Source organism: Streptococcus sp. SP1, assembly GCF_030440005.1.
GTDB classification, from domain to species: Bacteria; Bacillota; Bacilli; order Lactobacillales; family Streptococcaceae; genus Streptococcus; species Streptococcus parasanguinis.
The window spans coordinates 129,258-154,159 of record NZ_JAQFJJ010000003.1 but is presented as its reverse complement, the minus strand read 5'-3'; the positions used below and the strand labels follow the sequence as shown (position 1 = coordinate 154,159).

Here is a 24,902-nt window from a genome sequence, read left to right as displayed (position 1 = left end):
ATCATAGGATGGTTTATAATAGAAGAATAAACATTAGTAGATTTACTGAAAAAAGGAAGGAGAATGGGGATGTTAAATATGAGAAAACCTATCCTGTCACTTGTTGGTTTGTTAGCAGTGGCTAGCCTGGTCGGATGTCAACAGGCTGAGGGCAGGAAGGGTGATTCAAAGGAACTAAGCCAAGAACAAATCATCGACAAGGGGTTAGAAGCCTTTGAACACTTGAAAAATGGCGAAATCAAACTGGAGAGTAAGATTGAGAGAAAGTTTAGTGAACCAACAAGTGATGGGAATACACACGCAGTATATACTCCGACTTTTGAAGGATCCTTTGAATTAAAACCAGTGAGGGTACGTGGACTATATACGAACAACGGTACGAGTCAAGAAGAGTATTACGATGCCTTTCATGAGTATTCTAGACCAAAAGACTCATCAGAGTGGGAAATGTTTTCTTATTCTCAAGAGAATAAACAACCTGTGGGGGTAAATCAAGAAGCCATACGCTTCTTTCAGACACAGAAAGACAAGTTTGAAGTGACCAAGAAAAAGGACCAGTATGTCTTAACCTATAAGAGTAAGGATGTCAATCATTTACTAGAACCAAATGACGCCGTGTTGCAAGGCCCTGTTCCCATAGGAGTTAGTTATTTTGAAAATTCAGAAGGGAGCTACCAGATAGACCTCATCGTTTCTAAGGAGAACTTGACACCTTTAGGTGTTACTTATACTTGTACTTCTAATTCATCTTTTGCGAAAGAAAAATTAACGTGTAAAATTACCTATTCAAAACAAAATACTGGTATCCAAGTAGAAGTACCAGAGGCTGTTGAAAAATTAGGTGGTATTTAGTTCAAAAGGAGTGAAGATATGAAACATAAAAGAAAATTATTAGTGTTTTTCTTATCTCTTCTTGCTTGTCTATTCCTTTCAGCTTGTCAATCGGCTAAAACCCCTTCAAAGGATACGACACAAGATAGTGGGAGTAAAGATGTGAAAACGTATATCCAAGCAATGCGAGATGCAAAAAACATGGAATATGTCAGTAAAATTTATCGAAAGAATCTACTTGAGGTAAAAGGTTCACAATCACTAATGTATGAAACAACCTTACGACATGGGAAAATTCAGTTTGACCCTCAAGTATATAATGAATTTTATACGAAAGATGGAGGAAATGGATCTACGACAGACAGTGATTCAGACCATTTTCGAAGTCTTGCCAATAAAATAGGTTCTACGGGATATGGGGATACCATTGTGAGACTATATTCTCCTGAAAAAGGGGTTCTGTATAAAAAAATAAAGAAGGGAGACGATAGTTGGACTTGGGATAGAGTGGAAGAAGTTATAGAACCAGCCCTGAAATATCAAAATATAAAAGATCCAGAAGTGGGACGTCATGAACTCATTTTGAAACTTTATGAGAAGTATGCGGATCGATTTAAAAAAACTATCGATGGTCAGTATATCTATCTGGAATTTAAGGGTGATGTTAAGAAAGATATTGATCAAATTGGAGAATTTCAAAATACTTTGTTAGATAGTGAGCTTTACACCAAAGGGAAAAATGAGATTCAGTCCGTCAAGTTGCACATTTATTTGTCTATGAAGAAAGACTCCTCAAATAAAGAAGAAAAATTAGTTCCTAGCGAGGCTAGGATTCAACTAGATACCAAATTGAAAAATGATAAAGGGCGAACGGTGAACAATGAAGACCATTTTGAATTTACTTATCGAGATATTAACCAGATAAAAGAAGTCAAAGCTCCCCAAGATTTTAATATCGTAGAGAATTAAATAGGAGGATAGAAAAACCATTGGTTCAATTGACCAATGGTTTTTTCCGTTTTTGATTTCTGGTACATACCTATTCTTTACTGATGTCGATGCGATTGGTGCATCTCGTCTTTGATGGGGCAGGAACACTCGCAGTCTCCGCAGGATCCTTTCCCCTTGAGATAATGGCGAAATCCTAGAAAGGCGAGCCCAAATAAAATGATGGCAATGATAATGGTTGACATGAAAACCTCCTATAGATGAGCATTTGCGAGGGTGTCGAGCGTAATAACTGTCTCTTTTTGATGCTGAGGTTTGCGCAGGATGAAGTAGAGCATGCTCAGAAGAAGAAGGGCAGCTAATCCGGTCCAGATGGTAATGGGGTGTCCTAGAAACAAGACGAGGCCAAACTGGTAGAGGACCAAGCTCACGACATAGGCTAGTCCTGTTTGAAAACCGATCGCACTCAGGGTCCATTTGAGATCCCCCATCTCACGCTTGATCGCTCCCATCGCTGCGATACAAGGAGCACAGAGCAGGTTAAAGGTGAGGAAAGAGTAGGCTGCTAAGGAAGTATAATCAACTCTTAAGGCAGCAGATAAACCGGCAGTAGAGCTATCATTGTAGAGAATACCGAAAGTCGCAACCACGGTTTCTTTGGCTGCAAGACCTGTCACCGCAGCAACGGTTGCCTTCCAGTTTCCAAATCCAAGTGGTTCAAAAATCCAAGCAATGGATTTCCCAAGGCTGGCTAAAATACTGTGATCTGTATGGACGGCTTGGAGGCTGAAATTATAGGAAGAGAGGAACCAAATCAGGATAGTCAGGCTAAAGATGATCGTTCCTGCCCGCTTCACAAAACTCATGGCCTTCCCAAAAGCGTAGCGGAAAACAGAAATGGCTTTTGGCCAGTGGTAGGCAGGAAGCTCCATGATAAAGGGACTAGCTAGGCCACCTAATAAACGGGTCTTTTTCAAGGCAATTCCAGATAGGATGATGGTCGTCATCCCAAGGAAATAGGTGCTGGGTGCGACCCATGGATTGTCAGGGAAAAAGGCACCTGCAATCAGGGCGATGATTTCTAACTTGGCAGAGCAAGGCATGAAGGTGGCCGTCATAATGGTGATTTTACGGTCTCGCTCATTTTCGATGGTCCGACTAGACATAATAGCTGGAACCCCACAGCCGGTAGAGATCAGCATGGGAATAAAGGACTTGCCAGAGAGACCAAATCGTCTAAAAATTCGATCCATGACAAAGGCGATTCGGCTCATGTAGCCGATATCTTCTAAGATACCGAGACAGATAAAGAGGACGAAAATTTGTGGCAGAAATCCGAGAACAGTTCCGATTCCGGCAACAACCCCATCGATGATCAAGGATTGAAGCCAATCCTCTACGTGTAGATACTGGAGAAAATTGGTCACGGCATCGGGGACATATTTGCCAAAGAGGACATCGTTGGCCCAGTCGGTCCACATCTGACCGACCGTTTGGATGGAGAGGTAATAGACCAAATACATGACCACTGCAAAAATCGGCAAAGCTAAAATTCGATTGGTGACGATCTGGTCAATCTTATCTGAAAGGCTGAATTTGAAGGTAGCATCTTGTCCTTGGGCGAGTCGGCAGACTTTTTCGATAAAGGCATAGCGTTCATTGATGACGATAGATTCCGCGTCTTCAGTAAAGATTTCCTCAGTAATCTGGACGATATCTGCTATTTCACTTTGTTGGAAAGAAGAGAGGTTTAACTCTTCTGTGACAAGAGCATCCCCTTCAAAAAGCTTGATAGCATAAAAGCGAGCAGCTCTTTCTGGGACGGTATTACCCAGTATTTGAAGAATTTGTGAAATAGCTGCCTCCAATCGGTCATCATAGCGGGGATATGCTAAATCTGTCACTGTATCTTTTCTTGTGAGAGAAGCCTTTTTTATGGCCTTTTCTATACCAGTTTGCTTGATAGCGCTGGTCGCAATGACAGGAACTCCTAACTGATAGGATAATTTTTCAGTATCAATGAAACGTCCCTGGGCCTCTAAGACATCACTCATATTGAGCGCGACGGTAACAGGGATACCTGTTTCAATCAATTGGGTAGTCAGATAGAGATTTCGTTCCAGATTGGTCGCATCCACTACGTTGAGGATACTATCTGCCTCTTGGCTTAATAGATAATCCCGTGCCACTTTCTCTTCAGGGCTATAGGGGGACATGGAATAGATCCCAGGCAAATCCTGAATTTGAATGCTTTTATCCTTTTTGGATATCCCACTTTTTCTTTCAACAGTAACACCAGGCCAATTCCCAACTCGCTGGTTTGTTCCTGTAATAAGGTTAAATAAGCTAGTTTTCCCGCTATTGGGATTCCCGATCAAGGCGATTTCAGTCATGCTTCTCTCCTTCCTCTAGTTGAATCACACTAATCATCTGAGCTTCTGATTTTCGAAGGGTTAACTCATAGCCACGCAGGGTGATCTCAAGCGGATCCCCTAAAGGTGCAACTTTTCTCAGATAGAGTTTGGTTCGTTTGGTGATTCCCATGTCCATGAGACGACGCTTGGCTTCGTTGATTGCAAAAATATCCACTACGATGGCAGATTCACCAACGGCTAACTCGGAAAGTGGAAAACAAGTATGCTCCTGTTCAAGGGGAGCAATCTCGATCTTTTTCAAAATAGAGGCATCAAATGCCAGCCGACTCCCCTTAATGATGAGGATGGCACTGTCTTTGGTTTTGGTCACAATTTCCAAGGTCTCACCTGGTGTCATGCCCAGATGAGAAAGATGGCGTAGATTATCTTTTGGTAAATCAATTCCAAGGATGCGATAAGGTGTTTTTATCGCTGCATCAAGTATGAGCATATTTCTTGACCTTCTTTTATAATTATGTTATAGGAACATTATACCATATAATGAAATAATTCTGACAGTTTTAATGAAGATGAGAATGATTCCAGATTAGAGTTCTTAGGGATGCAAAAAGGGCCTGTGATACTACAGGTCCTTTTGAATTTAGAGATTAGTCAATGATGGTTTCCATGACAGTTTCTTGAGGCATCATTCCCTGTCTTTGATAGAAGCGAAGGGCTCTTTCATTGTCATTCCAGACATTAAGTGTCATGTTGTAGCATCCGATTTCCTTGGCATAACGAAGGGCAAACTGATAAAGTTGATCGCCGATTTTTTGCCCACGCGTTGCTTGATCGACACACAAGTCCTCGATGAAGAGGGTTTTTATCGGATGAAGCACAGGATTGTCAGAGACTTCTTTAATGGTGACGAAGAGATGTCCTAGGATCTGGCCCTCCGCATTTTCATAGACGAAAATCGGTGTCTGATCTTGCGCCATTAACTGTTCTAACTCTTCTTCACTATATTTTCCGCCACTTTCCTTGAAAATATCGGGACGAGCTTGGTGGTGAACGGAAAGAATCTGTTCTAAGAGACCAATCAAAGCAGGAATATCTTTTGGTTGCGCTAAACGAATCGTCATGCAGGTTCTCCTTAGTCGTATTTTCTATATTATAAAAATTTTTTACAGAGCTTGTCAATGGAAAAAGGATCGTTAAAAGGTGCGAAAATGCGGGCCTTTTATTTCTTACCTCAAAATATCCATGTCAACTATCCTGCTATTTTTGACAAATATTTTTATTTTTTTGTCAAATATACTTGTCAAAAAGAAAAAGAAGTGTTACAATAATTTTAGTTGAAAGAAGGGGAGGGTTTCTTATGGGAGCCATATGGATTCTATTTATCCCTTTTCTGGTTATCATTTATGCAAGCTCAGAAAAGAAGATAAAAAGGTTGAACAAACGCATTAGACGATTAGAAAAACAAGTGAAAGGAAATCAAGACATGTCTAGACTTTTAGAAGAATTGAAAGGCCAAACGGTCACTGTCAGAGTAGATGATTTTGGAACCAAATATGAAATTGTGGATATCGATGAAGATTGGGTCAAACTGACTCGTGTGATTAATAAACAACAAAGCGAGACAAAATTAGTTCGCATCGAAGATATTCAAGGTATTCAACTGTAAGGGGGCGAAAGCCATGATCTTAAAAAATCGACTGAAAGAGCTGAGGGCGCGTGATGGGCTCAACCAATCCGAGCTAGCCAAGCTAGCAGGGGTCTCGCGCCAATCTATCAGTCTCTTGGAGCGGGGGGAATACACCCCCTCGGTTATCATTGCGATCACCATCGCCCAGATTTTCAAGGAACCGGTGGAGAATGTCTTTAGTCTAATAGAGGGAGAGGAATAAAAATGAAAAAGCAACAACAAGAACGATCCGATCGTTACCGTTTTTGGAGAAATGTCGGAATCATCACAGGTTCCGGCTTGATTGGAGGAGTCATTGGTTTTTTGACAGGCATGTTCGGATCCGAAAAGCCCCTTGAAATCCAATCCTTCTTTAGTAAAGAAGTACTCCTTTTGGGCTCAATACTTTTGTTTCTTATCTTGTTTATGGTCACGATAGCCTTACTAATAAGCGCGAGAAAAGTCCATCAAAAAATGCTCCAGATAGAAGACGAAGACGAAGCCTATCACTATGACATCCAGAAGGAAAAACTGTATGGGTTAGCGACCATTTTTAAAGGTACCATGATCTTGCCATACTTTTTAGTCATCATCTTTTATAGTCAATTGGTGTATATGGATAGACCTTCCACAGGGCACTTGGCTTTTATCTTTGGAACTTTTACCATGCTCTATCTCTTTCTCGTTTTGATTGCCCTATTTTTCTTATCGGATACCTTCTTTCGCAAGACCTTCCATTTGCTTTATGGAAAACCGATTCCTCGCAATGCCAATGCCAAGGAAGTGCGGGAATTTTTGATGAGTATGATGGATGAAGCTGAAAAACAGATTAGCTACGAGGAAAACTATGAAATTATCATTAAGTTAAGCAATTATATCTTGCCTTTTACTTTAATTGGAATTTTCTTGATTGGTACCTTTTTCCATACCGATATCTTGTTAGCATTAGTAGTTGTATCACTGATTTATGTTTATATCTTGGTCTCACAATACAAAATTACCAAACGTTATTATAAAGAGTAAAGGAGTCATTCATGTTAGAAATTAGACATTTAGAAAAAAGCTTTGGCAATAAGCAGGTCCTCTTTGGAGTGGATCTGACAGCTCAACAAGGGCATATCCTTGGTTTGGTTGGGAAAAATGGGGCCGGAAAAACCACCATTTTCCACAGCATCCTGCGTTTTTTGGACTACAGCGGTGAGATCCACCTAGATGGCAAAGCGATTACGCAAGAAACTTACAAAGAAATTGGCTATTTGCCGGAAGAGCGTAGTCTCATGCCAAAACTCACGATTTTTGAGCAGGTCCGCTATTTGGCTGCCTTAAAAGGAATGAGCACTGCCGAGGTCAAGGAAAAATTACCGACCTGGATGGAAAAGCTCCAAGTAAAAGGGAAATTGACTGATAAAATTAAGAGCCTCTCAAAAGGGAACCAACAGAAGGTTCAACTGATCATTACCTTGATCCATGAGCCTAAATTGATCATTTTAGATGAACCGTTTAGTGGGTTGGATCCGGTCAACACAGAAGTGCTCAAGCAGGTCATCTTTGAAGAAAAAGAGCGTGGGGCCACCATTATCTTTTCTGACCACGTCATGACCAACGTCGAAGAGTTGTGTGATGATATCCTAATGATCCGTGATGGTTCGGTGGTCCTTTCAGGGCCTGTCCAAGAGGTCCGGAATAGCTATGGCAAGACCCGCCTCTTTGTCTCTAACGACTTTAGTAAAGAAGAGCTGGAAGCTCTGCCACACGTGACCAAGGTCAGCATGACCAAGCAAGGGACTTGGAAGCTGATCTTGGATGACGCGTCAGCGGGTCCAGAATTATTTGACCGCTTGACCAAGGGCCACTACCTTGCGACCTTTGACCACCAAGCCCCAACTATTGATGAGATCTTTAAACTTGAATCAGGAGTAGAAGTATGAAACAGATGTTTGTCGTAATGAAAGAAACCTATATCAGACAAGTGAAATCATGGAGTTTCCTCTTCATGGTCTTCGGTCCCTTCCTCTTTTTAGGATTGGGCGTTGGAATCGGTTATCTAACGGATTCTTCTACAGATGCGAAGAATCAGGTGGCCTTGGTGACCGAAGTGCCAGCTGTCAAAGAAAGTCTCAAAGGAACTGATGGCTTGACCTTAGACTACAAAGATGAAGCTGCAGCTAAAAAAGCCATCAAGGATGAAAAAGCCGCTGCTTACCTAACGGTCGATGAAAAAGATGGCCAGCTAGAAGCCACTTATGTGGGCGATCAAGCCATGAAAATGGAATTGAAAAGCCTTGTCGCTGCGAAATTAAGCCAGGTCCAACAAGGGATCAATCTAGCGCGTGCCAATCTAAACAAAGAGCAACTGACAGCCTTGTCTCAACAGGTTTCTCTCAAAGAAAAAATTGATGAGAAAAAAGAAGGCTTGAAAATGGTGCAAACCATGGTTGCAGGTGGTCTAGGAATGCTGCTTTATATGATTTTGATCTTCTACTCGAGTATCACAGCCCAAGAAGTGGCTAGCGAAAAGGGAACCAAGATCATGGAAGTGGTCTTCTCTAGTATCAAAGCAACTGACTATTTCTTCGCACGCATGCTCGGACTCTTCGGAGTGATCTTTACCCATATTTTTGTCTATGTGATTGGTTTAGTAGCTGTTTGGATCTTTAGAGCAGATATCCCAGTTGTCAAGGATATTCTCGCTCCAAACTCTCCGATTACCCAACACCTTGCAGAGTCGATCTCGCTCAATACCGTCTTCTTCATTATCCTTGGGATCTTTATGTATGTGGTGCTCTCTGCCTTCTTAGGCTCAACAGTTGCACGACCTGAAGATTCAGGAAAAGCGATTTCGCCACTAATGATGTTAGTTATCTTTAGCTTCCTTGGGGTAACCACCTTGGGAAGTGCCGGTGATGTCTTCTTATTGAAGATCGGTTCTTACATTCCATTCTTTTCAACCTTCTTCATGCCTTTCCGTACCATCAATGGCTATGCGACTGGTCTTGAATCTTGGGCTTCATTGGGAATTGCGGTCCTCTTTACCATCGTGGGAACAGTTCTCATCGCTCGAATCTACGCGAGCTTAATCCTCCAGACCGATGACCTCGGACCATGGAAGACCATCAAACGTGCTCTTAGCTATCGCTAATCAAAGAAGCTCTCAGTTATTGCTGAGGGCTTTTTGAATGGAGATTACAATTTTTTTGAAAGACTTGTCTCTAACTATTAATAAATTACAAGAAGCGATCGACGATATTCAAAATCATCTAGATAGTAAAATTGAAGAATATGAAAATGTGGTAAGGTAGCTTGAGAATATTTTTAACATTCTCAGGAACAGAATAAATATAGTTGATGGAGAAGAACTAAACTTAATGCAGTATTCACATTCTGAATACTATTATCAAAAATCACTATTTTACCCATGAGTTTTTATCGTTTATACTAAATCATGTCCAAGGGACAAGAAAAAAGATTTAGAGGTATAGAAATGAACTCAAGAAAAGTAAGACTTTTGACAACAACGGCTATAGCAACTATTTTTCTTTGCTATTGTACAGGTAAATGAAAGAGAACTATAATATAGACAGAAAGTGAGATGAATCCTATGAAAAACGTTAATTTGAACAATGGAGTGAAGATGCCAATTCTTGGCTTTGGTGTTTTCCAAATTCCTGCCAGTGAAACAAAGCAGACCGTGCTTGATGCTATTAAGGTTGGCTATCGTCATTTTGATACGGCTCAGTCTTATGCCAATGAAAAAGAAGTTGGTGAAGCTATCGCAGAATCAGGTTTGCCAAGGGAAGAATTTTTCATTACTAGCAAAGTCTGGCTAGAGCATTACGGTTATGAGAAAACGAGAAAAGCTGTTCTACATTCATTGGAGGTCATGGGCTTAGATTATCTAGACTTGATGCTCCTTCATCAGCCCTTTTCAGATTATTATGGTTCTTATCGTGCCTTGGAGGACTTGTATAAAGAAGGGAAACTGCGTGCCATTGGTGTCAGCAATTTCTATCCCGATCGTCTGAGTGATCTGGTGGCTTTTAATGAAATCACACCACAGGTCAATCAAGTTGAAACCCATCCGTTTAATCAACAGATTTTCGCACAAGAGAATATGATCAAAAACAATGTTCAGATGGAGTCATGGGCTAGTTTTGCAGAAGGTAGAAATGGCATCTTTTCTCATCCGACACTAGTGGCGATTGCGGAAAAATATGGTAAGTCCACAGCTCAAATTATGATTCGTTGGCAGGTAGAGCGTGGTATCGTCTGCTTGACAAAATCAGTAAAACCAGAGCGTATGGCTGAGAATATTGATGTTTTTGATTTTAACTTAACGGATGAAGATATGACAGCCATTGCAGAACTTGATACAAAAGAAAGTCTGTTTTTCAATCACCAAGATCCTTCAACAGTTGACATGTTCTTACATTTGATTGAACAGAGAAAAAATGGAGAAAACTAAAGATGAAAACAATTACTTTAAATGATGGCAATCGTATTCCAGCAGTTGGGTTTGGTGTTTTCCAAATTCCTGCAGACGGTTCGACCTATACAGTTGTTAAGGATGCCTTAGAAGTTGGTTACCGTCATATTGACACAGCGATTCAGGCATTCCACGTGATGAAATCTTTGTCACTAGTAAACTTTGGATTCAAGATTATGCTTACGAAACTGCTAAAGCAACCATTGATGCAACCTTGGGGAAAATGGGGCTTGATTACCTTGACCTCTACCTGCTTCACCAACCTTATGGCAAAGTCGAAGAGGCTTGGAAAGCTCTAGAAGAAGCCAAATCAGCTGGTAAAATCAAATCAATCGGTGTATCAAACTTCACGCCAAACTTTTGGAATCAATTTGTTCCACATTTCAATACGATTCCAGCTGTTAACCAAGTAGAGTTCAACCCATATTTCCAACAAAAAGCTCTACGTGACTTGCTTGCAAAGGATGATGTTAAAATCGAAGCTTGGGCGCCACTCGGACAAGGAAATAAAGACTTATTTGCCGAACCAATCATCACAGCTTTGGCTAACAAATATGGCAAAGATGCTGGGCAAATTGTTTTGCGATTTGAAGTGCAAGAAGGTGTCATTGTCTTGCCAAAATCAACCAAGAAAGTTCGCATGGCATCAAACAAAGAACTCTTTGATTTTGAATTGACCGCTGAAGAAATGGCAGAGATTCGTGCCCTTGACAAAGGAAAAGGTGCTCATGACCCAGACGCACCAGGCGTTGGAGATTATCTCTTGTCAGCTTATGACATTCATGCTAATGATTAATTTTTAAGATTGTTTGAGGAATAATAAATGAAAAATGTTTTAATTTTAGGTGCCAATGGACAAATTGCACGGATTGTAGCGAAGCGTCTTTTGAGCGAACAAGATGATGTTCAATTGACACTTTATTTACGAAAAAGTCATCGTGTTGATGACTTAGTGGCTATTAATCCTGCGCGTGTAAGGACAGTAGATGCTGACATTCACGACCAAGAAATGTTGGACAAGGCTGTTCAAGGACAAGATATTGTTTTTATTTCAAATGTTGACCATGACCCTGATAACAAACTGACTCAAGGTGTTATTGCAGCAATGATTAAAAATGATGTTAAACGTGTTATAGCTTCAAATGTTTTAGGGATTTACGGAGAAGTTCCTGGAGAATATGGTCGTTGGAATACAGAAATGCTTACGCAAGCAGGGCTCAATCGAGCTCGACGTTCTGACGAATTGTTAGAAAAATCAGGCTTAGATTACACAACTTTACGTTTGCCTTGGTTAAATGACCGTGATGAGGTGAAATACAGTATTACGCACAAAGGAGAATCATATGTCGGTGTCTCTGGCTCACGTCAAAGTATTGCAGACGTTGTCGTCAAAATGATTGCTGATCCAACTTACCTCAATAGAGAAAGTATAGGTCTTGCAGACCCCGATACTCAAGGTTTGACACGTCCTGTTTATTAAGATAAATAGAGAAGGAGAAAAAATGAAAGTCGCAACATTTATTGAATCAGGGAAAATGACAGTTACTGAAGCAAGCCACTTTGACATGTACGACCTCCATCCTTTTATAGGTGTCGCCTTTGAGGCAATCATACCTTTCTTTGAAAGAAATATTTAATCCTAACTATCCATTTGGATAATGAAAAAAATAAATAAAAACGAGGTAAACAATGAAATACACAATACTTAATAACGGAATCAAAATGCCTATGGTTGGATTTGGAGTTTTCCAAATCCATGATGCCAAAACAACGCAGATAGTTGTAGAAGAAGCGATTAAAACGGGCTATCATTTGATTGACACCGCCCAAGTTTATGGTAATGAAGAAGCGGTCGGAAAAGCTATCAAGGCCTCAGGTGTTCCCCGTGAGGAGCTCTTTATCACAACTAAACTTTGGATTTCAGACTTTAGCTATGAGGCTGCTAAAGACGCTTTTAAAGAATCCTTACGTAAATTAGATTTGGACTACGTTGATCTCTATCTCTTACATCAACCATTTGGGGATATTTTCGGAGCTTGGCGTGCCTTAGAAGAACTTTATAAAGAAGGAAAAATCAAAGCGATTGGAGTTTCAAACTTTAAACCAGATCAATTAGCTAACCTTGCTGCCTTTAATGAAGTTACTCCAGCTGTCAATCAGATTGAACTCCACGTTTTCAACCAAAAAGAAGATGAGCAAGCCTATATGCTCTCAAAAGGGGTGCAAACAGAGAGTTGGGGCGCTTTTGCTGAAGGACAATTTGATGTTTTTAATAATCCAGTTTTAAAAGAAATTGCAGAAAAATACAGTAAAATAACAGCACAAGTTATGCTTCGTTGGCAGTTGCAACGTGGCATTGTCTCCCTTTCAAAATCAGCCAATCCAGAACGTGTCCGTCAAAACTTTGACATCTTTGATTTTGAATTATCAGCAGAAGATATGGACAAAATTGCGACTCTTAACACGAACACAACTGTCTTCTCGGATCATCACGAAGCTAAAACAGTTGAACTTTTGGCAAGCTTTGTTGGGAAATCATTTAAATAGGTATAAAGTGTGGTAGATAAGGAGAAAGTGAAATGACAACATTATTTATAAACGGTAGTCCCAATAAAAATGGCAATACCGTCGCTTTAGCAAAAAAATTATTAGGAGATCAATCTTTTGAAACGCTTCATCTAGCAGATTATAAAATTTATGATTACGGACAAGATTTCTCAGATGATCAATTTGAAGAGGTGCTAGCAAAGCTATTTGAAGCAGATACAATTGTGATTGGCTCACCAGTCTATTGGCATAGCATCAATGGTTTGGTACGGAATTTTCTGGATCGACAGTATAATCTTGTCGAAGAACAGCTCAATGGAAAAGTGTTGTATTTCATCTTTCAAGGCTCAGCTCCGACGCAGGAAGTTCTTGATATGGGAAACTACACCATGAGCCGTTATGCCGGCTTGTATGGAATGAACTACAAGGGTATGATAACTAGGTAAGGAATGGAGAGATTCATGAAGAAAATAGTCGTGTCTTCCAAGAGTATCTCAATGAGTCCCAACGGGAAACGCCTTTGGAAGTAGGGACTCCTGAAAACTGGGCAGATTATGATGTTATTTTTATTGGATATCCTATTTGGTGGCAAGAAGCTGCCTGGCCTATCAATGATTTCGTTGAAGAAAATGACTTTTCAGGAAAAACAGTCATTCCATTTGCGACACCTACTATCTCTGATTTAGGGGAAAGTGGAAATTTACTAGCAGAGATGGTAGGAACAGGCAACTGGGAAGAAGGGCAACGGTTTAGTTCATCAGCTACAAGCTCAGAAGTAGCTGAATGGCTTACTGAGATAGGATATGAAGATTTCTATGGAAAGAGAGAACAACTCTTTATTCTCAAAAGAAATAAATTTTGGTATAATACTCTTTATTAAGGAGAAGTGAACATGAATTTAATGTCAAAAGAGCGTTTAATCGCTTTTACAGATGCCGTCTTGGCGATTATCATGACGATTTTAGTTTTGGAATTAAAACGGCCGGATCCGATTAGCTGGCAGGCTCTATGGGATTTGCGGACCAATTTTTTCGCCTACACCATTTCTTTCTTCTGGTTGGGAACCATGTGGGTTAATCTGCATCGTAGTTGGGATGTGGTTGATAAAATCAACTCCAATTTGGTTTGGAGTTCAATTGTCTTACTCTTCTTTTCATCCTTTTTCCCCTACACCACAGCCTTGGTTTCGGCTGATTTTAACAATTCAGTTGCTCAAACCTTATATGGGGTCATTGTTCTTCTGGTAACAGCTTGTAACGTCTGGATGTATCACGAATTGCATAAACTAAATCCCGATGCTGTTGGAGCAAGCCGTTTTAACATTTTAGATAAGGAAGGTCTAGTTGATATTGCACTAAAGCTAATAGGTTTAGTCTTGACCTTAACGGTCTTCCCTTCTGCCATGATGTGGGCAGTGCTGTTTACGTTCTTGGTCATCGTTTTACCTAGAGCAATTAGGCAGTAATCCTTATCAAATAAAGAAAAGTATGGTTCTTTCGAGGGAACCATACTTTTTTTCTGTACTATCAAGTGAATTGCATTAATATACTTTTATTCTTTTTCAAAGTTGAGATGTAAAAGGTTTTTGTGGCTTCCTTATCTACGATTGGGACATGCACACGTTGGGTTGGATTGTCTGAGGAGGCCTGAGAGATATTGGTTGAAAAGCTTGGCAAAGCAGAAGCAGAGATCAGTTCGTCAAAGGCTTCCCAATCTGTCTGGACAATAAATTTGGTTTGTGTTAGCTGATCCACAAGTGGTTGCCAAATCCCCAAACCGGACCGCAAGAGCATGGTTAGGTTTGCCAAATCTTCCAATGCAATTTCCTCACGCATGGCATAGGGATGGGCAGGTGGAACGGAAATATAAAGTTGTTCTTTGAAGAATCCAGTTGTCAGCACATCGTCATGCTCAATTGGAAAGTCTGTCACGATAAACTGGAATTTCTGACTAAGTAGGCCTTCTAGTAGGGAGTCATTATCGTGTAACTCGACATGGACTTCTTGTCCTAAGTCCTGCTCTGCCAAACGACTCCTCACTTCCCATTCTACACCAGGAGCTGAGATGCCGCCAAATAAAATCGTGGTTTGGAGAGAAAAACGTTGGATATTTTTCAAAAATTGCTGCTCATGGTTGAGCAAATCTTCTGCTTGTTGAACAGTATATTTACCAGTTTCCGTTAAGGAAAGTTTGTTTTTGCTTCGTTGGAAAAGCTGGACGCCTAAGTCGTCTTCTAACTGACGCATATTACGGGTCAAAGACGGCTGTGAAATCAATAAAACCTCAGCTGCGCGTGATAGTGTCCCTTCTTTAGCGACCGTAATCAATTGTTCTAGGTGCTGTAAATTGATCATATTTTCTCCTTTGTCACTATTCACTTTATAAATAGCAGTCTAACTAATTGCTATTGTACTATTTTTTAAAGCACTTGTAAAATAGAGACATCAAGTGGAGGTAGCTGTATGAATAAGATTAGATTAAATAATGGAATAGAAATGCCACAGGTTGGGATGGGGCTGTTTCAGCTGAAAGGTGATGAGACTCAAACCTACATCAAACAGGCGATTGAGGCTGGGTATCGCTTATTTGATACGGCTAGTATCTATAGTAATGAAGCAGATTTAGGGCAGGCTATTAAGGATTCAGGAATTGCTCGAGAGAATTTTTTTATTTCCAGCAAGGTCTGGATTCATTCTGATGGCTATGAGGCAACAATGAAGGAGTTTGAAACAAGCCTAAATCGCTTGGGAACAGATTACATTGACCTGTATTTGATTCATCAACCGATGGGGGATGTTTATGGATCTTGGCGTGCCTTAGAGGAGCTTTATACTCAAGGGAAAATTAAGGCTATTGGCGTATCGAATTTCTCTGAAGATCGCTTGCTTGATTTTATTTTAAATACAAAAATTGTTCCAGCAGTAAATCAAATTGAGCTTCATCCTTTCTTTCATCAATCATCCCTAAGGAAACTGATGAAGGATTACGGGATTCAGGTTCAGGCTTGGGGCCCGCTTTGTGAAGGGATGAAAAATATCTTTCAGCATCCAGTATTAGAAAATATCGCGAAAAAACATCAGAAATCCATTGCTCAAATCGCTTTAAAGTGGAGTGTGCAGATGGGCAATAGCGTCATCCCCAAATCAACAAATCCCGTACATTTGGCAGAAAATGTAGCCCTTTGGGATTTTGAATTGGACCAAGAAGACTTAGACCAAATCAAACAGCTGGACATTGGTTACAGTGAGATTATTGACCATAAAAATTTAGCCGTTGTAAAAGGGTTGAACCTGTGTTTAGGGAGTGAGAAGACTCATGTCTAAAGGAGGAATTATGGTATTTACAAAAGATACAAAAATTAGAGAAATTACCCAACATCCTAGTTTTAGAGGATTTGGACACTTATTATTTCCGCTTCAGCTGGCCTTTCATCCTGAGGAGACTGTCCAAGATGTGACTGATTCAAATCATTTTATCTGGTATTCAAACCTGAAAACAAAGACCAGTTTAGAGGTTTTGAACAACTTACTCGAGCGTGCTCAAAAAAATGAACAAATCTTTTTCCCCATTTATGATGAGGACGAGATGGTGAAGGATCCAAGTAAGAGAGAAACAGGGCTATTTTACTTCAAAGGGAAGGAATATGAGAAATTTGCCCTTATCAATGCAGGAGGCGGTTTTCATTATGTTGCTGCCTTGCACGACAGTTTCCCACAAGCCTTGGCCTTAAGCCAAAGAGGCTACAATGCCTTTGCTCTGATCTATCGCCCCGAGAAGGCCTATGAAGATCTAGCACAGGCCCTAGATTATCTTTATAGTCACTCCAGTGAATTGAAGATAGACCCTGACCAGTATTCGCTTTGGGGTGGTTCTGCTGGAGCTAGGATGGCTATTCGCTTAGGTAACAAAAGCGAATTACAACGTTTAACAAGGACATCCATAGAGCCAGCCAGCATGGTTGTTAGTCAATATACTGGTTATTCATCTGTTTCTAGAGATGATGCACCGACCTATGCCAATTGTGGTACTAATGACTGGATTGCCAATTGGCAAGTGATGGAAAATCGACTGAAGAACTTGAAAAAGCTTGGGATTGACAGCCAGTTTCACGTCTATAAAGGGTTGAGGCATGGATTTGGCATTGGAAAAGAGACAGTAGCAGAAGGTTGGATCGATAACGCCATTTCCTTCTGGGAAAAACAAATCAACAAATAGAAATTGGAGAAAAACAATGAGATTAGTAATTATTGGTGCTTATTCTCCAACAAATAATCGGGTTATCGGTGCTAAGTTAGTGGATGAGTCAGGTTTGGATTATACCTACCTTCGGATGACTTGGCTCTATAATCAGGAAGGCAATCGCTCCTACAAGTTGATTCCGCAAGGAGAACCCTATAAAGGTGCTCAAGTCACGCGCCAAGCAGTTGCCCAATATGTTATGGACTTATTGCAAGATCCAAGTCGTGACTTGGGTGTGAGCGTTGGAATTGTGGAGCCAGGAAGTGAAGCTCTAGCGAAACCAGTTTTCTACTAAGAAAGTGTGAGTATATGAAAAGAAAGAGTGAATATATGAAAAAAGAATCATTTGGGATCATCTTACCCATTACCCTATTAGCTTATTTTTTGATCTTAATGGATAATTCCATTATCTTTACCAGCTCTGTTCAGATTGGCGAGAGTCTAAATCTAACAGATACCAGTCTAGCTTGGGTGTCAAATGCCTATACGCTTACCTTCGGTGGCTTTTTGCTCCTATCTGGTCGCTTGTCTGATTTGTTGGGTCGCAAGCGAATTTTTCAAATTGGTCTAGCTATATTTGGACTTAGTTCCTTGGTGATTGGCCTTGCCCAAAATGCATCTATGATGATTTTGGCACGTGCTATTCAAGGAATTGGAAGTTCTATTATCGCGCCAACAACCCTTGCCTTAATGATGGATACTTATACGGGTGAGATGCGAACAAAAGCTATTTCCTACTATGGTGCGACGGCTGGAATTGGATCAAGTGTTGGTCTCTTGATTGGTGGTGGTCTAACCAGTTTTGTATCCTGGCGAGCAGGCTTTCTAATCAATGTCCCTTTGACCTTGCTCTTGATGTGTCTGACTCATCGCCATGTAGTTGCTAAGGCTGGACACCAAGAGAAAATAGATTACTTGGGGAGTTTATTGTCAGTTGCAGGTTTAGCGAGTCTGATCTATGGTTTGGACGGTGAGATTTACCCCCTTGCCTTTGTTATCGCTGGTTTTCTTATCTTGATTGGCTTTTATTTCTATGAAAAAGGCCAAAAACTACCTATTATGCCATTAGACTTATTCAAAAATAAAGTTCGTTTTGGTGCCTATCTTGTCAGAGCTCTATTCATGATGGCTATGTTGCCCTATTGGTTCCTATTGCCACAGGTATTACAGGCTGAGTACGGTTTTTCTGCCTTGGGGTCTGGTTTTGCCTTTCTGCCCTTGACAATCACAACCTTCCTTACTTCTCTTCAGCTCCCAAAACTGACTAAGCGATTTGGTAATAATCGTATTTTACTCATTGGAGAGATCGCTTTGTCACTTGGTCTTTTATGGGCTAGCCTATCACCATTAGAGTTGGGTTATGTGCAAGCTGTTGCCTTGCCAATGCTGGTAATTGGTATTGGTCAAGCAATGGTCGTTGCACCTGTGACGGCAGCAGGTATCTATCAAGCTCCTGATGACTTGGCAGGTTCGGCTAGTGGCTTGACAAATGCCATGCATCAAATTGGTGGACCAATTGGCTTATCTGTTATTATGGCGACGACATCGAATTTCTATGTCAGTCTTGGTTGGATGGCAGGTTTTAGCCTAGTCGCTTTGCTTTTTGTCCTTATCTTTGTTTATCAATTTGGAAAAAATCCCTAGGAGGTTTCTATGAGAAAAAGTTATATTTTATTGGTAAGTGTTCTAGTCTTAGCTGCTTGCTCCGTTCAAAACGAAAGCCAAACAAACAGCAGTTCATCATCTTCGGCATCTATTCTTCCAAGCGGAAAAATGGACCAAAGTCAGATTGCAGCACCGCAAGTTGGTCTCTCAGATGCAGAGTGGAATAATAGTCGAGGGACAGTCTCGGATGGAAAAGATACCAATTCTGAGCAAGAGCCGACTCGAATCTTGTCTGAAGACGCCGATAGTCTGATTGTCTATTTTTCACGGTCAGGCTCTACTGAGTTACTGGCTAGCAAGATTCAGGCACTTTCTGGTGCAGATGTGATTGAATTGGTTGCCAAAGAAACGTATAGTTCTGATTATGGTGAAACGGTACAACGGGCCAATCAGGAACGAAATGTCAAAAACACTCCTGAATTGGACGTAGAGATGCCAGATTTATCTCACTATCAAACCATTTATATCGGCTATCCTATTTGGGGCATGACCATGGCAGAGCCCGTTGCAACCTTTATCGAGACCTATGCCAAAGAACTTGATGGAAAAACGATCATTCCATTTTCGACAAATGGTGGTTATGGATTAGGATCAAGTATCGATTATATCGAAACTATTTTGGCTGAAAACCAGGTTACCGCTCGTATTGAGCCTGCCTTTGCAGTCGAAGGAAATAAGGTTGATCAGGTTGATTCAGACTTGATGACGTGGTATAACAATTTAAACAAATAGAAAGAGAAAACTGTTATCAAAAGAACTCTTATTTTTTCATTAACAGGCTTGCTATTAGTCGTTCTAGGGACGATTCTTTATCTAAACTTTGAAAGCAATAAAGCCAACAATTCAACAGAGTTGATAAGCCAAAATGTGTCAAGTTCTTCTCGCACTAACTCGCTTTCTAAGGAACAGGGCAGTAAAATTGACGGTATGACTTATACAACGACTTATGATGGCAAAGAGTATAACAAGGAAGCACTTGTCTATGTGCCTGATTCGTATGAGACAGGCAAACCAATGAATATCCTTTATCTCATGCACGGATCAGGCATGTCTGCTGAGCAAGTAGCGGCAGACGTCAAACCACTGCTAGATAACTGGATTGCAAATGGAGATATTTGAGCCACTGCTGGTTGTATTTCCGACTTATTATCCAGATCGAAGTTTTGTTGTGTCGAATTATTCAGCTGATTATCCTTTAAATCATTACTTTGCAGAGACTGAAGTTTTAGAGGTTATGAAGACGGTTGAAAGTCAATACACGACCTTTGCTGAGACAGCCGATGAAACTGGTTTTACAGAAAGTCGTTCTCATAGAGCTTTCGGTGGCTATTCTATGGGCGGTATCACGACATGGGATGTGCTGGTTGAACAGAGTGATAAATTTTTCTACTACTTGCCGATGGCAGGCGATAGCTGGATTGGACAAGTTACTGGTAGAAACAGCGATGAAGCTATTGCTGAAACCTTGGTCAGTGGTCTGCAAGAAAATAACTACGGGCAGAATGATTTCCAAATAATAGCGATGGTAGGTGGAAGTGATGGGACAAAATACAGCATGATTCCACAGACCGAAGCCCTCCGTAGCAACCATAGTGATTTGATAACAGGTGATAACCTCATTTATTGGGAAAATAACGGTGGTGGACATAATCAAGAATCATTTGAACTAGAGATTCAACATGGACTGACTTACCTTTTTAAAGAATAAGAGAAAGTGAGGAACAAATGACATTTCCAGATTTGAAACCCATTCCTAAACACTATTTCAAACCTAGCGATAGACCAGGTACCTTAGAAATCCTTAACTATCCTACTTTTGAATCTTTTTCCTACACGACAAACGCCCCAATTCCAATCGAAAAAGAAGCCGTCATTTATCTTCCTTATGGCTATTCAGACCAGCAAAAATATCCAGTGGTTTATCTTAGTCATGGTGGTTGGTCCAATGAACGCACAACCATGGGAAGCCTTCATTCTCCCAATGCCTTCAAACACATTGTGGATCACGCGATTGCAAATGGATAAATTGCCATTGAGGGTCAAATTAGCGAAGATGATAAAGAGAGCTGGTTAAGTGTGGAGCAATTTAAAAACCGACATGAAGATATCCTTTCGATGAGTTATGAACAGTTTAATGAACTGAGTCTTAAGGAAATTCCATTTATGGATGATGTGAGAGACCAGGTTTGGTCAGAATATGAGCGCAGAAATGAAGCATACATCAAAATCCACGGAGAAGTGGAGTTGGATGATGAGGAAGAATAAGAAATTCTACTTCAACCTGAGAGAGAGTGGGACAGAAATCGGTAATTCGTTAGAATTCGATTTCGTCGTCCCACCTCCGCACAGTTGAGTAGGGCTGTAAAAGCTGATGAAATCAGCGTAGTAGAGCCCACTCAACCACTGCGTCTTGCTCGACAATCCAAAAACAATTAAGAGGCTAGGACTTTTGTCCCAGCCTCTTTTGCTTGCAAATTGACTTTTGCAAGCCTTTTCACTACAATAGAACTACAGAAAAGGAGGCGGACATGAACTATATTGAGTTTGCTGAAAATGAGCATTTGTCCACGATTGTCCTTGGGATGATGCGGATCAGTCAGATGAGTGAAGATGAGGTGGAGGCCTTGGTGGAGGCAGCCTTGTCGATTGGGATTAACACCTTTGACCTAGCGGATATCTATGGCGATGGCCAGTGTGAGGTCCTGCTGGGGAAGGTTCTCAAGCGCCGTCCGGATCTTCGGAATCAGATGTGGATCCAGTCCAAGTGTGGGATTCGCAAAGACGGCTTTACCTATTTTGATTTTTCTAAGGACTATATTTTGGATTCTGTCGATGGCATCCTCGAGCGTCTGCAGATCGAGCGCTTAGATAGTCTCCTCCTTCACCGACCGGATGCCCTCATGGAGCCGGAAGAAGTGGCGGCAGCTTTTGATCACTTGGAGCAAGCGGGTAAGGTCCGTCATTTTGGGGTGTCCAATCAAAATCCCATGATGATAGAATTGCTCAAAACGGCTGTCAAACAACCACTCAAGATCAACCAGTTGCAGTTGAGTGCCACCTTTACACCAAGCTTTGAAGCTGGTTTTCATGTCAATATGGAAGGTCCAAAAGCAGCTGTGCGAGATGGTAGTGTCTTTGAGTATTGTCGCTTAACTGATACGGTGATTCAAGCCTGGTCTGTCCTCCAGCATGGCTATTTTAAGGGGAACTTTGTCGGCAAGGAAGAGTTTGCGGCCCTCAATCACGTCCTCAATGACTTGGCGAAGAAATACCAGGTCACTCCGACAGCTATCGCCCTTGCTTGGGTCCTCCGCTATCCGGGTAAGATGCAGGCCGTCATCGGAACGACCAAACCCCAGCATGTCCTTGAAGCAGAGAAAGCAGCAGCAGTGACCCTAACGCGCAAGGAATGGTACCAAATCTACTTGGCTGCAGGTAATGATTTACCTTAGAATCTTGATAGTAAACCAGATTTCACTCTTATCGATGGTCTGTTTTTTTGTTTTGTAGTTTTCAGGTTTTTCTTGACAAGTCTCTATCTTTTATGGTATTCTTTTATGTAACAATCGTTGCGCAACAAATGTTGCGTGAAAGGAGTCTTATGCCACCCAAGGTTAAATTTAGTAAAGAGGCTATCATTGGGACAGCTTTACAATTGGTGAGAGATGAGGGAATGGCTAGTTTAACTGCTAGAGCATTAGCGGAGAAACTGGGAGCCACACCGAGAGTCATTTTTGGGCAATTTGCTAATATGGCTGAGTTACAAGCAGAGGTTATTGTTGCCGCGGAGATGGTCGTGGTGGAGTATATTCGCAAGGCCTTAGAAGATGAAAAGCCTTTTCGATCTGTCGGGGTTGCTTATATCCTTTTCGCCTCAAAAGAACCCCAACTCTTTCAGTTGCTTTTCCAAAATCCTAGCAAAGATCCGATTCGTCGCTTTCAAGATTTTCTTCCCATGAAGGATCATAGTTACCAATTGGTTCTGGATTCGATCGTTGCAGACTATCCTTTGACTGTAGAGGAAGCTAGTCGCTTGTACCAGCATCTATTTATCTACTCACACGGGATGGCCTCTATGGTTGCTTCTGGTATTTATCAGTTCGGCATGGAAGAAGTGATTGGATTACTGACAGAGGTTTGTCAATCTCTCATCAAAGAAATGGTAGGAAAGAAATGATTCAACTAGAAAATGTGCACAAGAGTTACGGCCAAACTAAGGTTTTAAAAGGGATTGATTTGCAGATTCAAGACCAGGATGATGTGGTGATCCTCGGTCCTTCTGGATCTGGGAAATCAACTCTCTTAAATGTGCTGTCAGGATTAGAAAAGGTAGACGAGGGGCATATCCTCATTCAAGGACAAGATTTGTCTCAACTCACGGATGCTCAATTGACAGCCTTTAGACGGGAGAAGATTGCCTTTATTTTCCAGCAGTATTATCTATTGCCGAATCTAACGGTCAGACAGAATGTAAAGATGGGAGCTGACCTGGCAAACAATCATGATTTTTTGCAGATCATCGAGGATTTGGGGCTTGGCGATAAGCTGGACAAGTATCCGAGTGAATTGTCGGGTGGGGAACAGCAGAGAGTCTCCATTGCTCGGGCCTTGGCTAAAAAGCCAGAGATACTCTTCTTAGATGAGCCGACGGGAGCCCTAGATGAAGAAACAGGGCGCAAGATTCTGGACTATATCTGGAAATTAAAGGAGAAACTGGGCTTTACCCTCATCATGGTGACGCACAACCAAAATATTGCAGATATGGCCAGAACCATCATTCGTGTCAATAGTGGCAAGATTACTGAAGTTGTGACCAATGATCAGCCTCAGACTGCCTATGAGATTGGATGGTAAGCTATGTTTTCAGTAAAAGATATTCGAAAATTAATTGTCGTCAGTATCATTGGAGCTTGTGCGGTCTTTGTGGCCAATCTCTTCTTGAATTTTTACCTGGATATCGAGCAGTTGGAGATTTCGAAAACCAATCCCATGATGCAGACCTACTATGATGCCCAGGTTTCGCTTTCCTGGATGGTGGCCATGGTCAGTGGGGGTGTCTTGTCCTTGACGTCGGTCCTTCTCATGTGTTTTTATATCAAACAATTTGTTGATGATCACAAGGAACAATTAGGGATTTTAAAGGCTTTGGGATATAGCAATGGCCAGTTGGCTAAACGGTTTTGGGCCTTTGGGCTGAGTTTTGGAGCTGGAGCGCTTCTTGGCTATTTCGCTTCATTTCTCATGATGGGACATTTTTACGACTTCCGTAATGAGAAGGGAATCCTGCCAGAAATCACCATTCACTTTCACTGGCAACTCTTGCTTGCTTTGGTGATGCTACCAACAACCTTCTTTATGCTTCTCGCGATTGGTTATGCTAGAAGACAACTTCAAACCCCGGCTCTTCGCTTATTGAAAAAGTCCCCAAGTCCGATCAAGGTCAAAAGGAGAAAGAGGGTTCCTAAGAAAGAGAAAGACTTCCTAAAAGAGCTATCCTCGTCACTGATATGGGGGAGAAAATCGATCTTGTTTTTTGTGGTCTTTGGCTCCATGTGTTTTGCGGCCATGGTTCAATTGTCCTTTGGCCTCAGGGATTACACAGATGATATCATCCAAACCATGATGATCATGATTGGCTTGATCCTTTCTTTCTCGATACTCTTTTTGTCATTGGGGATTGTTGTCTCAGAAAGTCGTGAAACCTTGGCTCTTATGAAGGCTTTTGGCTACACCGATCGTGAATGCCAAAGTCATATTCTCGCTCCCTATCGTTTCTGGGCTTATCTAGGATTTGTTCTTGGGACGGTTTACCAATACGGTATCATGGAAATTTTGATCGGTGTGATCAAAGATACGGTTCCTGAAAAGATTGAGCATCACTTTGATGGGAATGTGTGCTTTTGGACCTTGCTTGGTTTTGCGGTGGTTTATGAAAGCCTCTTTTATCTATCCAACAGAAAACTCCAAAAACAAACCATCAAAGAAGTGCTCTTAGCAGAATAAATAGAAAAGAGAGTGGGACAGAAATTGGTAATTCGTTAGAATTCGATTTCGTCGTCCCACCTCCGCACAGTTGAGTAGGGCTGTAAAAGCTGATGAAATCAGCGTAGTAGAGCACACTCAACCACTGCGTCTTGCTCGACAATCT

31 protein-coding genes and 2 pseudogenes are annotated in these 24,902 nt (G+C 41.2%); 28 read left to right on the top strand and 5 right to left on the bottom strand.

The genetic code is table 11. The features are described 5' to 3' along the window. Nucleotides 1-69: 69 nt before the first annotated feature. Both PCY07_RS02875 and PCY07_RS02870 read left to right on the top strand, forming a co-directional pair. Nucleotides 70-852 carry a DUF6612 family protein gene (locus PCY07_RS02875; protein ID WP_301356675.1) on the top strand — a complete coding sequence of 261 codons (783 nt, stop codon included), beginning with the start codon at nt 70-72 and terminating at the stop codon, nt 850-852. A gap of 18 nt (nt 853-870) precedes the next feature. Then, complete coding sequence (locus tag PCY07_RS02870) at nt 871-1,800, top strand: hypothetical protein (protein ID WP_301356674.1); 930 nt, start codon at nt 871-873, stop codon at nt 1,798-1,800. A 77-nt stretch (nt 1,801-1,877) separates the two neighbouring features. On the opposite strand, the gene PCY07_RS02865 is transcribed toward PCY07_RS02870, so the two are convergent. The 4 genes from PCY07_RS02865 to PCY07_RS02850 all read right to left on the bottom strand — a co-directional run bounded on the left by PCY07_RS02865 (nt 1,878) and on the right by PCY07_RS02850 (nt 5,275). Next, entirely contained in the window at nt 1,878-2,024 is a 147-nt protein-coding gene (locus PCY07_RS02865; protein ID WP_049499461.1) for a FeoB-associated Cys-rich membrane protein, read from the bottom strand. A gap of 9 nt (nt 2,025-2,033) precedes the next feature. Further along, the gene (feoB, locus tag PCY07_RS02860; RefSeq protein ID WP_301356673.1) at nt 2,034-4,172 is read right to left on the bottom strand and encodes a ferrous iron transport protein B; all 2,139 of its coding nucleotides are present in this window, start codon (nt 4,170-4,172) and stop codon (nt 2,034-2,036) included. Continuing rightward, a complete protein-coding gene (locus PCY07_RS02855; protein WP_301356672.1) occupies nt 4,165-4,644 on the bottom strand; it encodes a ferrous iron transport protein A in 480 nt (159 codons plus the stop codon). Before PCY07_RS02855 ends, feoB begins: the two co-directional genes overlap by 8 nt. A 157-nt stretch (nt 4,645-4,801) precedes the next feature. Next, nucleotides 4,802-5,275, bottom strand: a complete 474-nt coding sequence (locus PCY07_RS02850; RefSeq protein ID WP_301556726.1) for a GNAT family N-acetyltransferase — start codon at nt 5,273-5,275, stop codon at nt 4,802-4,804. A 236-nt stretch (nt 5,276-5,511) separates the two neighbouring features. On the opposite strand from PCY07_RS02850, the gene PCY07_RS02845 reads away from it, so the two are divergent. From PCY07_RS02845 to PCY07_RS02785, 13 genes and pseudogenes are all read left to right on the top strand, one after another. Then, nucleotides 5,512-5,820 carry a hypothetical protein gene (locus PCY07_RS02845; RefSeq protein ID WP_301356602.1) on the top strand — a complete coding sequence of 103 codons (309 nt, stop codon included), beginning with the start codon at nt 5,512-5,514 and terminating at the stop codon, nt 5,818-5,820. Nucleotides 5,821-5,833: 13 nt separating this feature from the next. Beyond that, the gene (locus tag PCY07_RS02840) at nt 5,834-6,043 is read left to right on the top strand and encodes a helix-turn-helix transcriptional regulator (protein WP_301356601.1); all 210 of its coding nucleotides are present in this window, start codon (nt 5,834-5,836) and stop codon (nt 6,041-6,043) included. Between the two features lie 2 nt (nt 6,044-6,045). Continuing rightward, nucleotides 6,046-6,843 (top strand): DUF3169 family protein, encoded by a 798-nt coding sequence (locus PCY07_RS02835; protein WP_301356600.1) that lies wholly within the window; start codon nt 6,046-6,048, stop codon nt 6,841-6,843. Between the two features lie 11 nt (nt 6,844-6,854). Beyond that, nucleotides 6,855-7,748, top strand: a complete 894-nt coding sequence (locus tag PCY07_RS02830; protein WP_049522587.1) for an ABC transporter ATP-binding protein — start codon at nt 6,855-6,857, stop codon at nt 7,746-7,748. Next, nucleotides 7,745-8,959 carry an ABC transporter permease gene (locus tag PCY07_RS02825; protein ID WP_301356599.1) on the top strand — a complete coding sequence of 405 codons (1,215 nt, stop codon included), beginning with the start codon at nt 7,745-7,747 and terminating at the stop codon, nt 8,957-8,959. The genes PCY07_RS02830 and PCY07_RS02825 overlap by 4 nt, the downstream gene beginning before the upstream one ends. Before the next feature lie 459 nt (nt 8,960-9,418). Next, entirely contained in the window at nt 9,419-10,282 is an 864-nt protein-coding gene (locus tag PCY07_RS02820) for an aldo/keto reductase (RefSeq protein WP_301356598.1), read from the top strand. Nucleotides 10,283-10,284: 2 nt separating this feature from the next. Next, a pseudogene (locus PCY07_RS02815) lies at nt 10,285-11,099 on the top strand (aldo/keto reductase). A gap of 27 nt (nt 11,100-11,126) precedes the next feature. Further along, the gene (locus tag PCY07_RS02810) at nt 11,127-11,783 is read left to right on the top strand and encodes an NAD(P)H-binding protein (RefSeq protein WP_183139471.1); all 657 of its coding nucleotides are present in this window, start codon (nt 11,127-11,129) and stop codon (nt 11,781-11,783) included. A gap of 22 nt (nt 11,784-11,805) precedes the next feature. Next, nucleotides 11,806-11,940, top strand: coding sequence for a hypothetical protein (locus PCY07_RS02805; RefSeq protein WP_301356597.1), 135 nt, complete (start codon nt 11,806-11,808; stop codon nt 11,938-11,940). 52 nt (nt 11,941-11,992) lie between these two features. Next, a complete protein-coding gene (locus tag PCY07_RS02800; protein WP_301356596.1) occupies nt 11,993-12,850 on the top strand; it encodes an aldo/keto reductase in 858 nt (285 codons plus the stop codon). Nucleotides 12,851-12,882: 32 nt separating this feature from the next. Beyond that, nucleotides 12,883-13,296: a flavodoxin family protein gene (locus PCY07_RS02795; protein WP_061455080.1), complete on the top strand. Its 414-nt coding sequence runs from the start codon at nt 12,883-12,885 to the stop codon at nt 13,294-13,296. Between the two features lie 74 nt (nt 13,297-13,370). Then, a complete protein-coding gene (locus PCY07_RS02790) occupies nt 13,371-13,730 on the top strand; it encodes a flavodoxin (protein WP_301356595.1) in 360 nt (119 codons plus the stop codon). Nucleotides 13,731-13,751: 21 nt separating this feature from the next. Beyond that, nucleotides 13,752-14,315: a TMEM175 family protein gene (locus PCY07_RS02785; RefSeq protein ID WP_301356603.1), complete on the top strand. Its 564-nt coding sequence runs from the start codon at nt 13,752-13,754 to the stop codon at nt 14,313-14,315. Nucleotides 14,316-14,376: 61 nt separating this feature from the next. Here PCY07_RS02785 and PCY07_RS02780 read toward each other — a convergent pair whose 3' ends face one another. After that, nucleotides 14,377-15,204, bottom strand: a complete 828-nt coding sequence (locus PCY07_RS02780; RefSeq protein WP_061455081.1) for a LysR family transcriptional regulator — start codon at nt 15,202-15,204, stop codon at nt 14,377-14,379. Between the two features lie 108 nt (nt 15,205-15,312). On the opposite strand from PCY07_RS02780, the gene PCY07_RS02775 reads away from it, so the two are divergent. The 13 genes and pseudogenes from PCY07_RS02775 (at nt 15,313) to PCY07_RS02715 (ending at nt 24,757) form a co-directional block, all read left to right on the top strand. Beyond that, on the top strand, nt 15,313-16,173 hold the full coding sequence (locus PCY07_RS02775) for an aldo/keto reductase (protein ID WP_301356594.1): 861 nt from the start codon (nt 15,313-15,315) through the stop codon (nt 16,171-16,173). A gap of 10 nt (nt 16,174-16,183) precedes the next feature. Next, nucleotides 16,184-17,065 (top strand): alpha/beta hydrolase, encoded by an 882-nt coding sequence (locus tag PCY07_RS02770; protein WP_301356593.1) that lies wholly within the window; start codon nt 16,184-16,186, stop codon nt 17,063-17,065. A gap of 16 nt (nt 17,066-17,081) precedes the next feature. Further along, nucleotides 17,082-17,384: an NAD(P)H-binding protein gene (locus PCY07_RS02765; protein WP_301356592.1), complete on the top strand. Its 303-nt coding sequence runs from the start codon at nt 17,082-17,084 to the stop codon at nt 17,382-17,384. A 35-nt stretch (nt 17,385-17,419) separates the two neighbouring features. Continuing rightward, nucleotides 17,420-18,733: an MFS transporter gene (locus PCY07_RS02760; RefSeq protein WP_301356591.1), complete on the top strand. Its 1,314-nt coding sequence runs from the start codon at nt 17,420-17,422 to the stop codon at nt 18,731-18,733. Nucleotides 18,734-18,742: 9 nt separating this feature from the next. Next, nucleotides 18,743-19,486, top strand: coding sequence for a flavodoxin (locus PCY07_RS02755; protein WP_301356590.1), 744 nt, complete (start codon nt 18,743-18,745; stop codon nt 19,484-19,486). Nucleotides 19,487-19,681: 195 nt separating this feature from the next. Next, nucleotides 19,682-19,873 (top strand): hypothetical protein, encoded by a 192-nt coding sequence (locus tag PCY07_RS02750; protein ID WP_301356589.1) that lies wholly within the window; start codon nt 19,682-19,684, stop codon nt 19,871-19,873. A 49-nt stretch (nt 19,874-19,922) separates the two neighbouring features. Next, entirely contained in the window at nt 19,923-20,462 is a 540-nt protein-coding gene (locus PCY07_RS02745; RefSeq protein ID WP_301356588.1) for a hypothetical protein, read from the top strand. A 17-nt stretch (nt 20,463-20,479) separates the two neighbouring features. After that, on the top strand, nt 20,480-20,779 hold the full coding sequence (locus tag PCY07_RS02740) for a hypothetical protein (protein WP_301356587.1): 300 nt from the start codon (nt 20,480-20,482) through the stop codon (nt 20,777-20,779). A 3-nt stretch (nt 20,780-20,782) separates the two neighbouring features. Beyond that, a pseudogene (locus PCY07_RS02735) lies at nt 20,783-21,019 on the top strand (hypothetical protein); the annotation flags it as partial. 263 nt (nt 21,020-21,282) lie between these two features. Then, nucleotides 21,283-22,206, top strand: a complete 924-nt coding sequence (locus tag PCY07_RS02730; RefSeq protein WP_301356586.1) for an aldo/keto reductase family oxidoreductase — start codon at nt 21,283-21,285, stop codon at nt 22,204-22,206. Between the two features lie 149 nt (nt 22,207-22,355). Next, nucleotides 22,356-22,931 carry a TetR/AcrR family transcriptional regulator gene (locus PCY07_RS02725; RefSeq protein ID WP_301356585.1) on the top strand — a complete coding sequence of 192 codons (576 nt, stop codon included), beginning with the start codon at nt 22,356-22,358 and terminating at the stop codon, nt 22,929-22,931. Beyond that, nucleotides 22,928-23,608: an ABC transporter ATP-binding protein gene (locus tag PCY07_RS02720; RefSeq protein WP_004182281.1), complete on the top strand. Its 681-nt coding sequence runs from the start codon at nt 22,928-22,930 to the stop codon at nt 23,606-23,608. The genes PCY07_RS02725 and PCY07_RS02720 overlap by 4 nt, the downstream gene beginning before the upstream one ends. A gap of 3 nt (nt 23,609-23,611) precedes the next feature. Further along, entirely contained in the window at nt 23,612-24,757 is a 1,146-nt protein-coding gene (locus tag PCY07_RS02715) for an FtsX-like permease family protein (RefSeq protein WP_301356584.1), read from the top strand. Nucleotides 24,758-24,902: the final 145 nt, after the last annotated feature.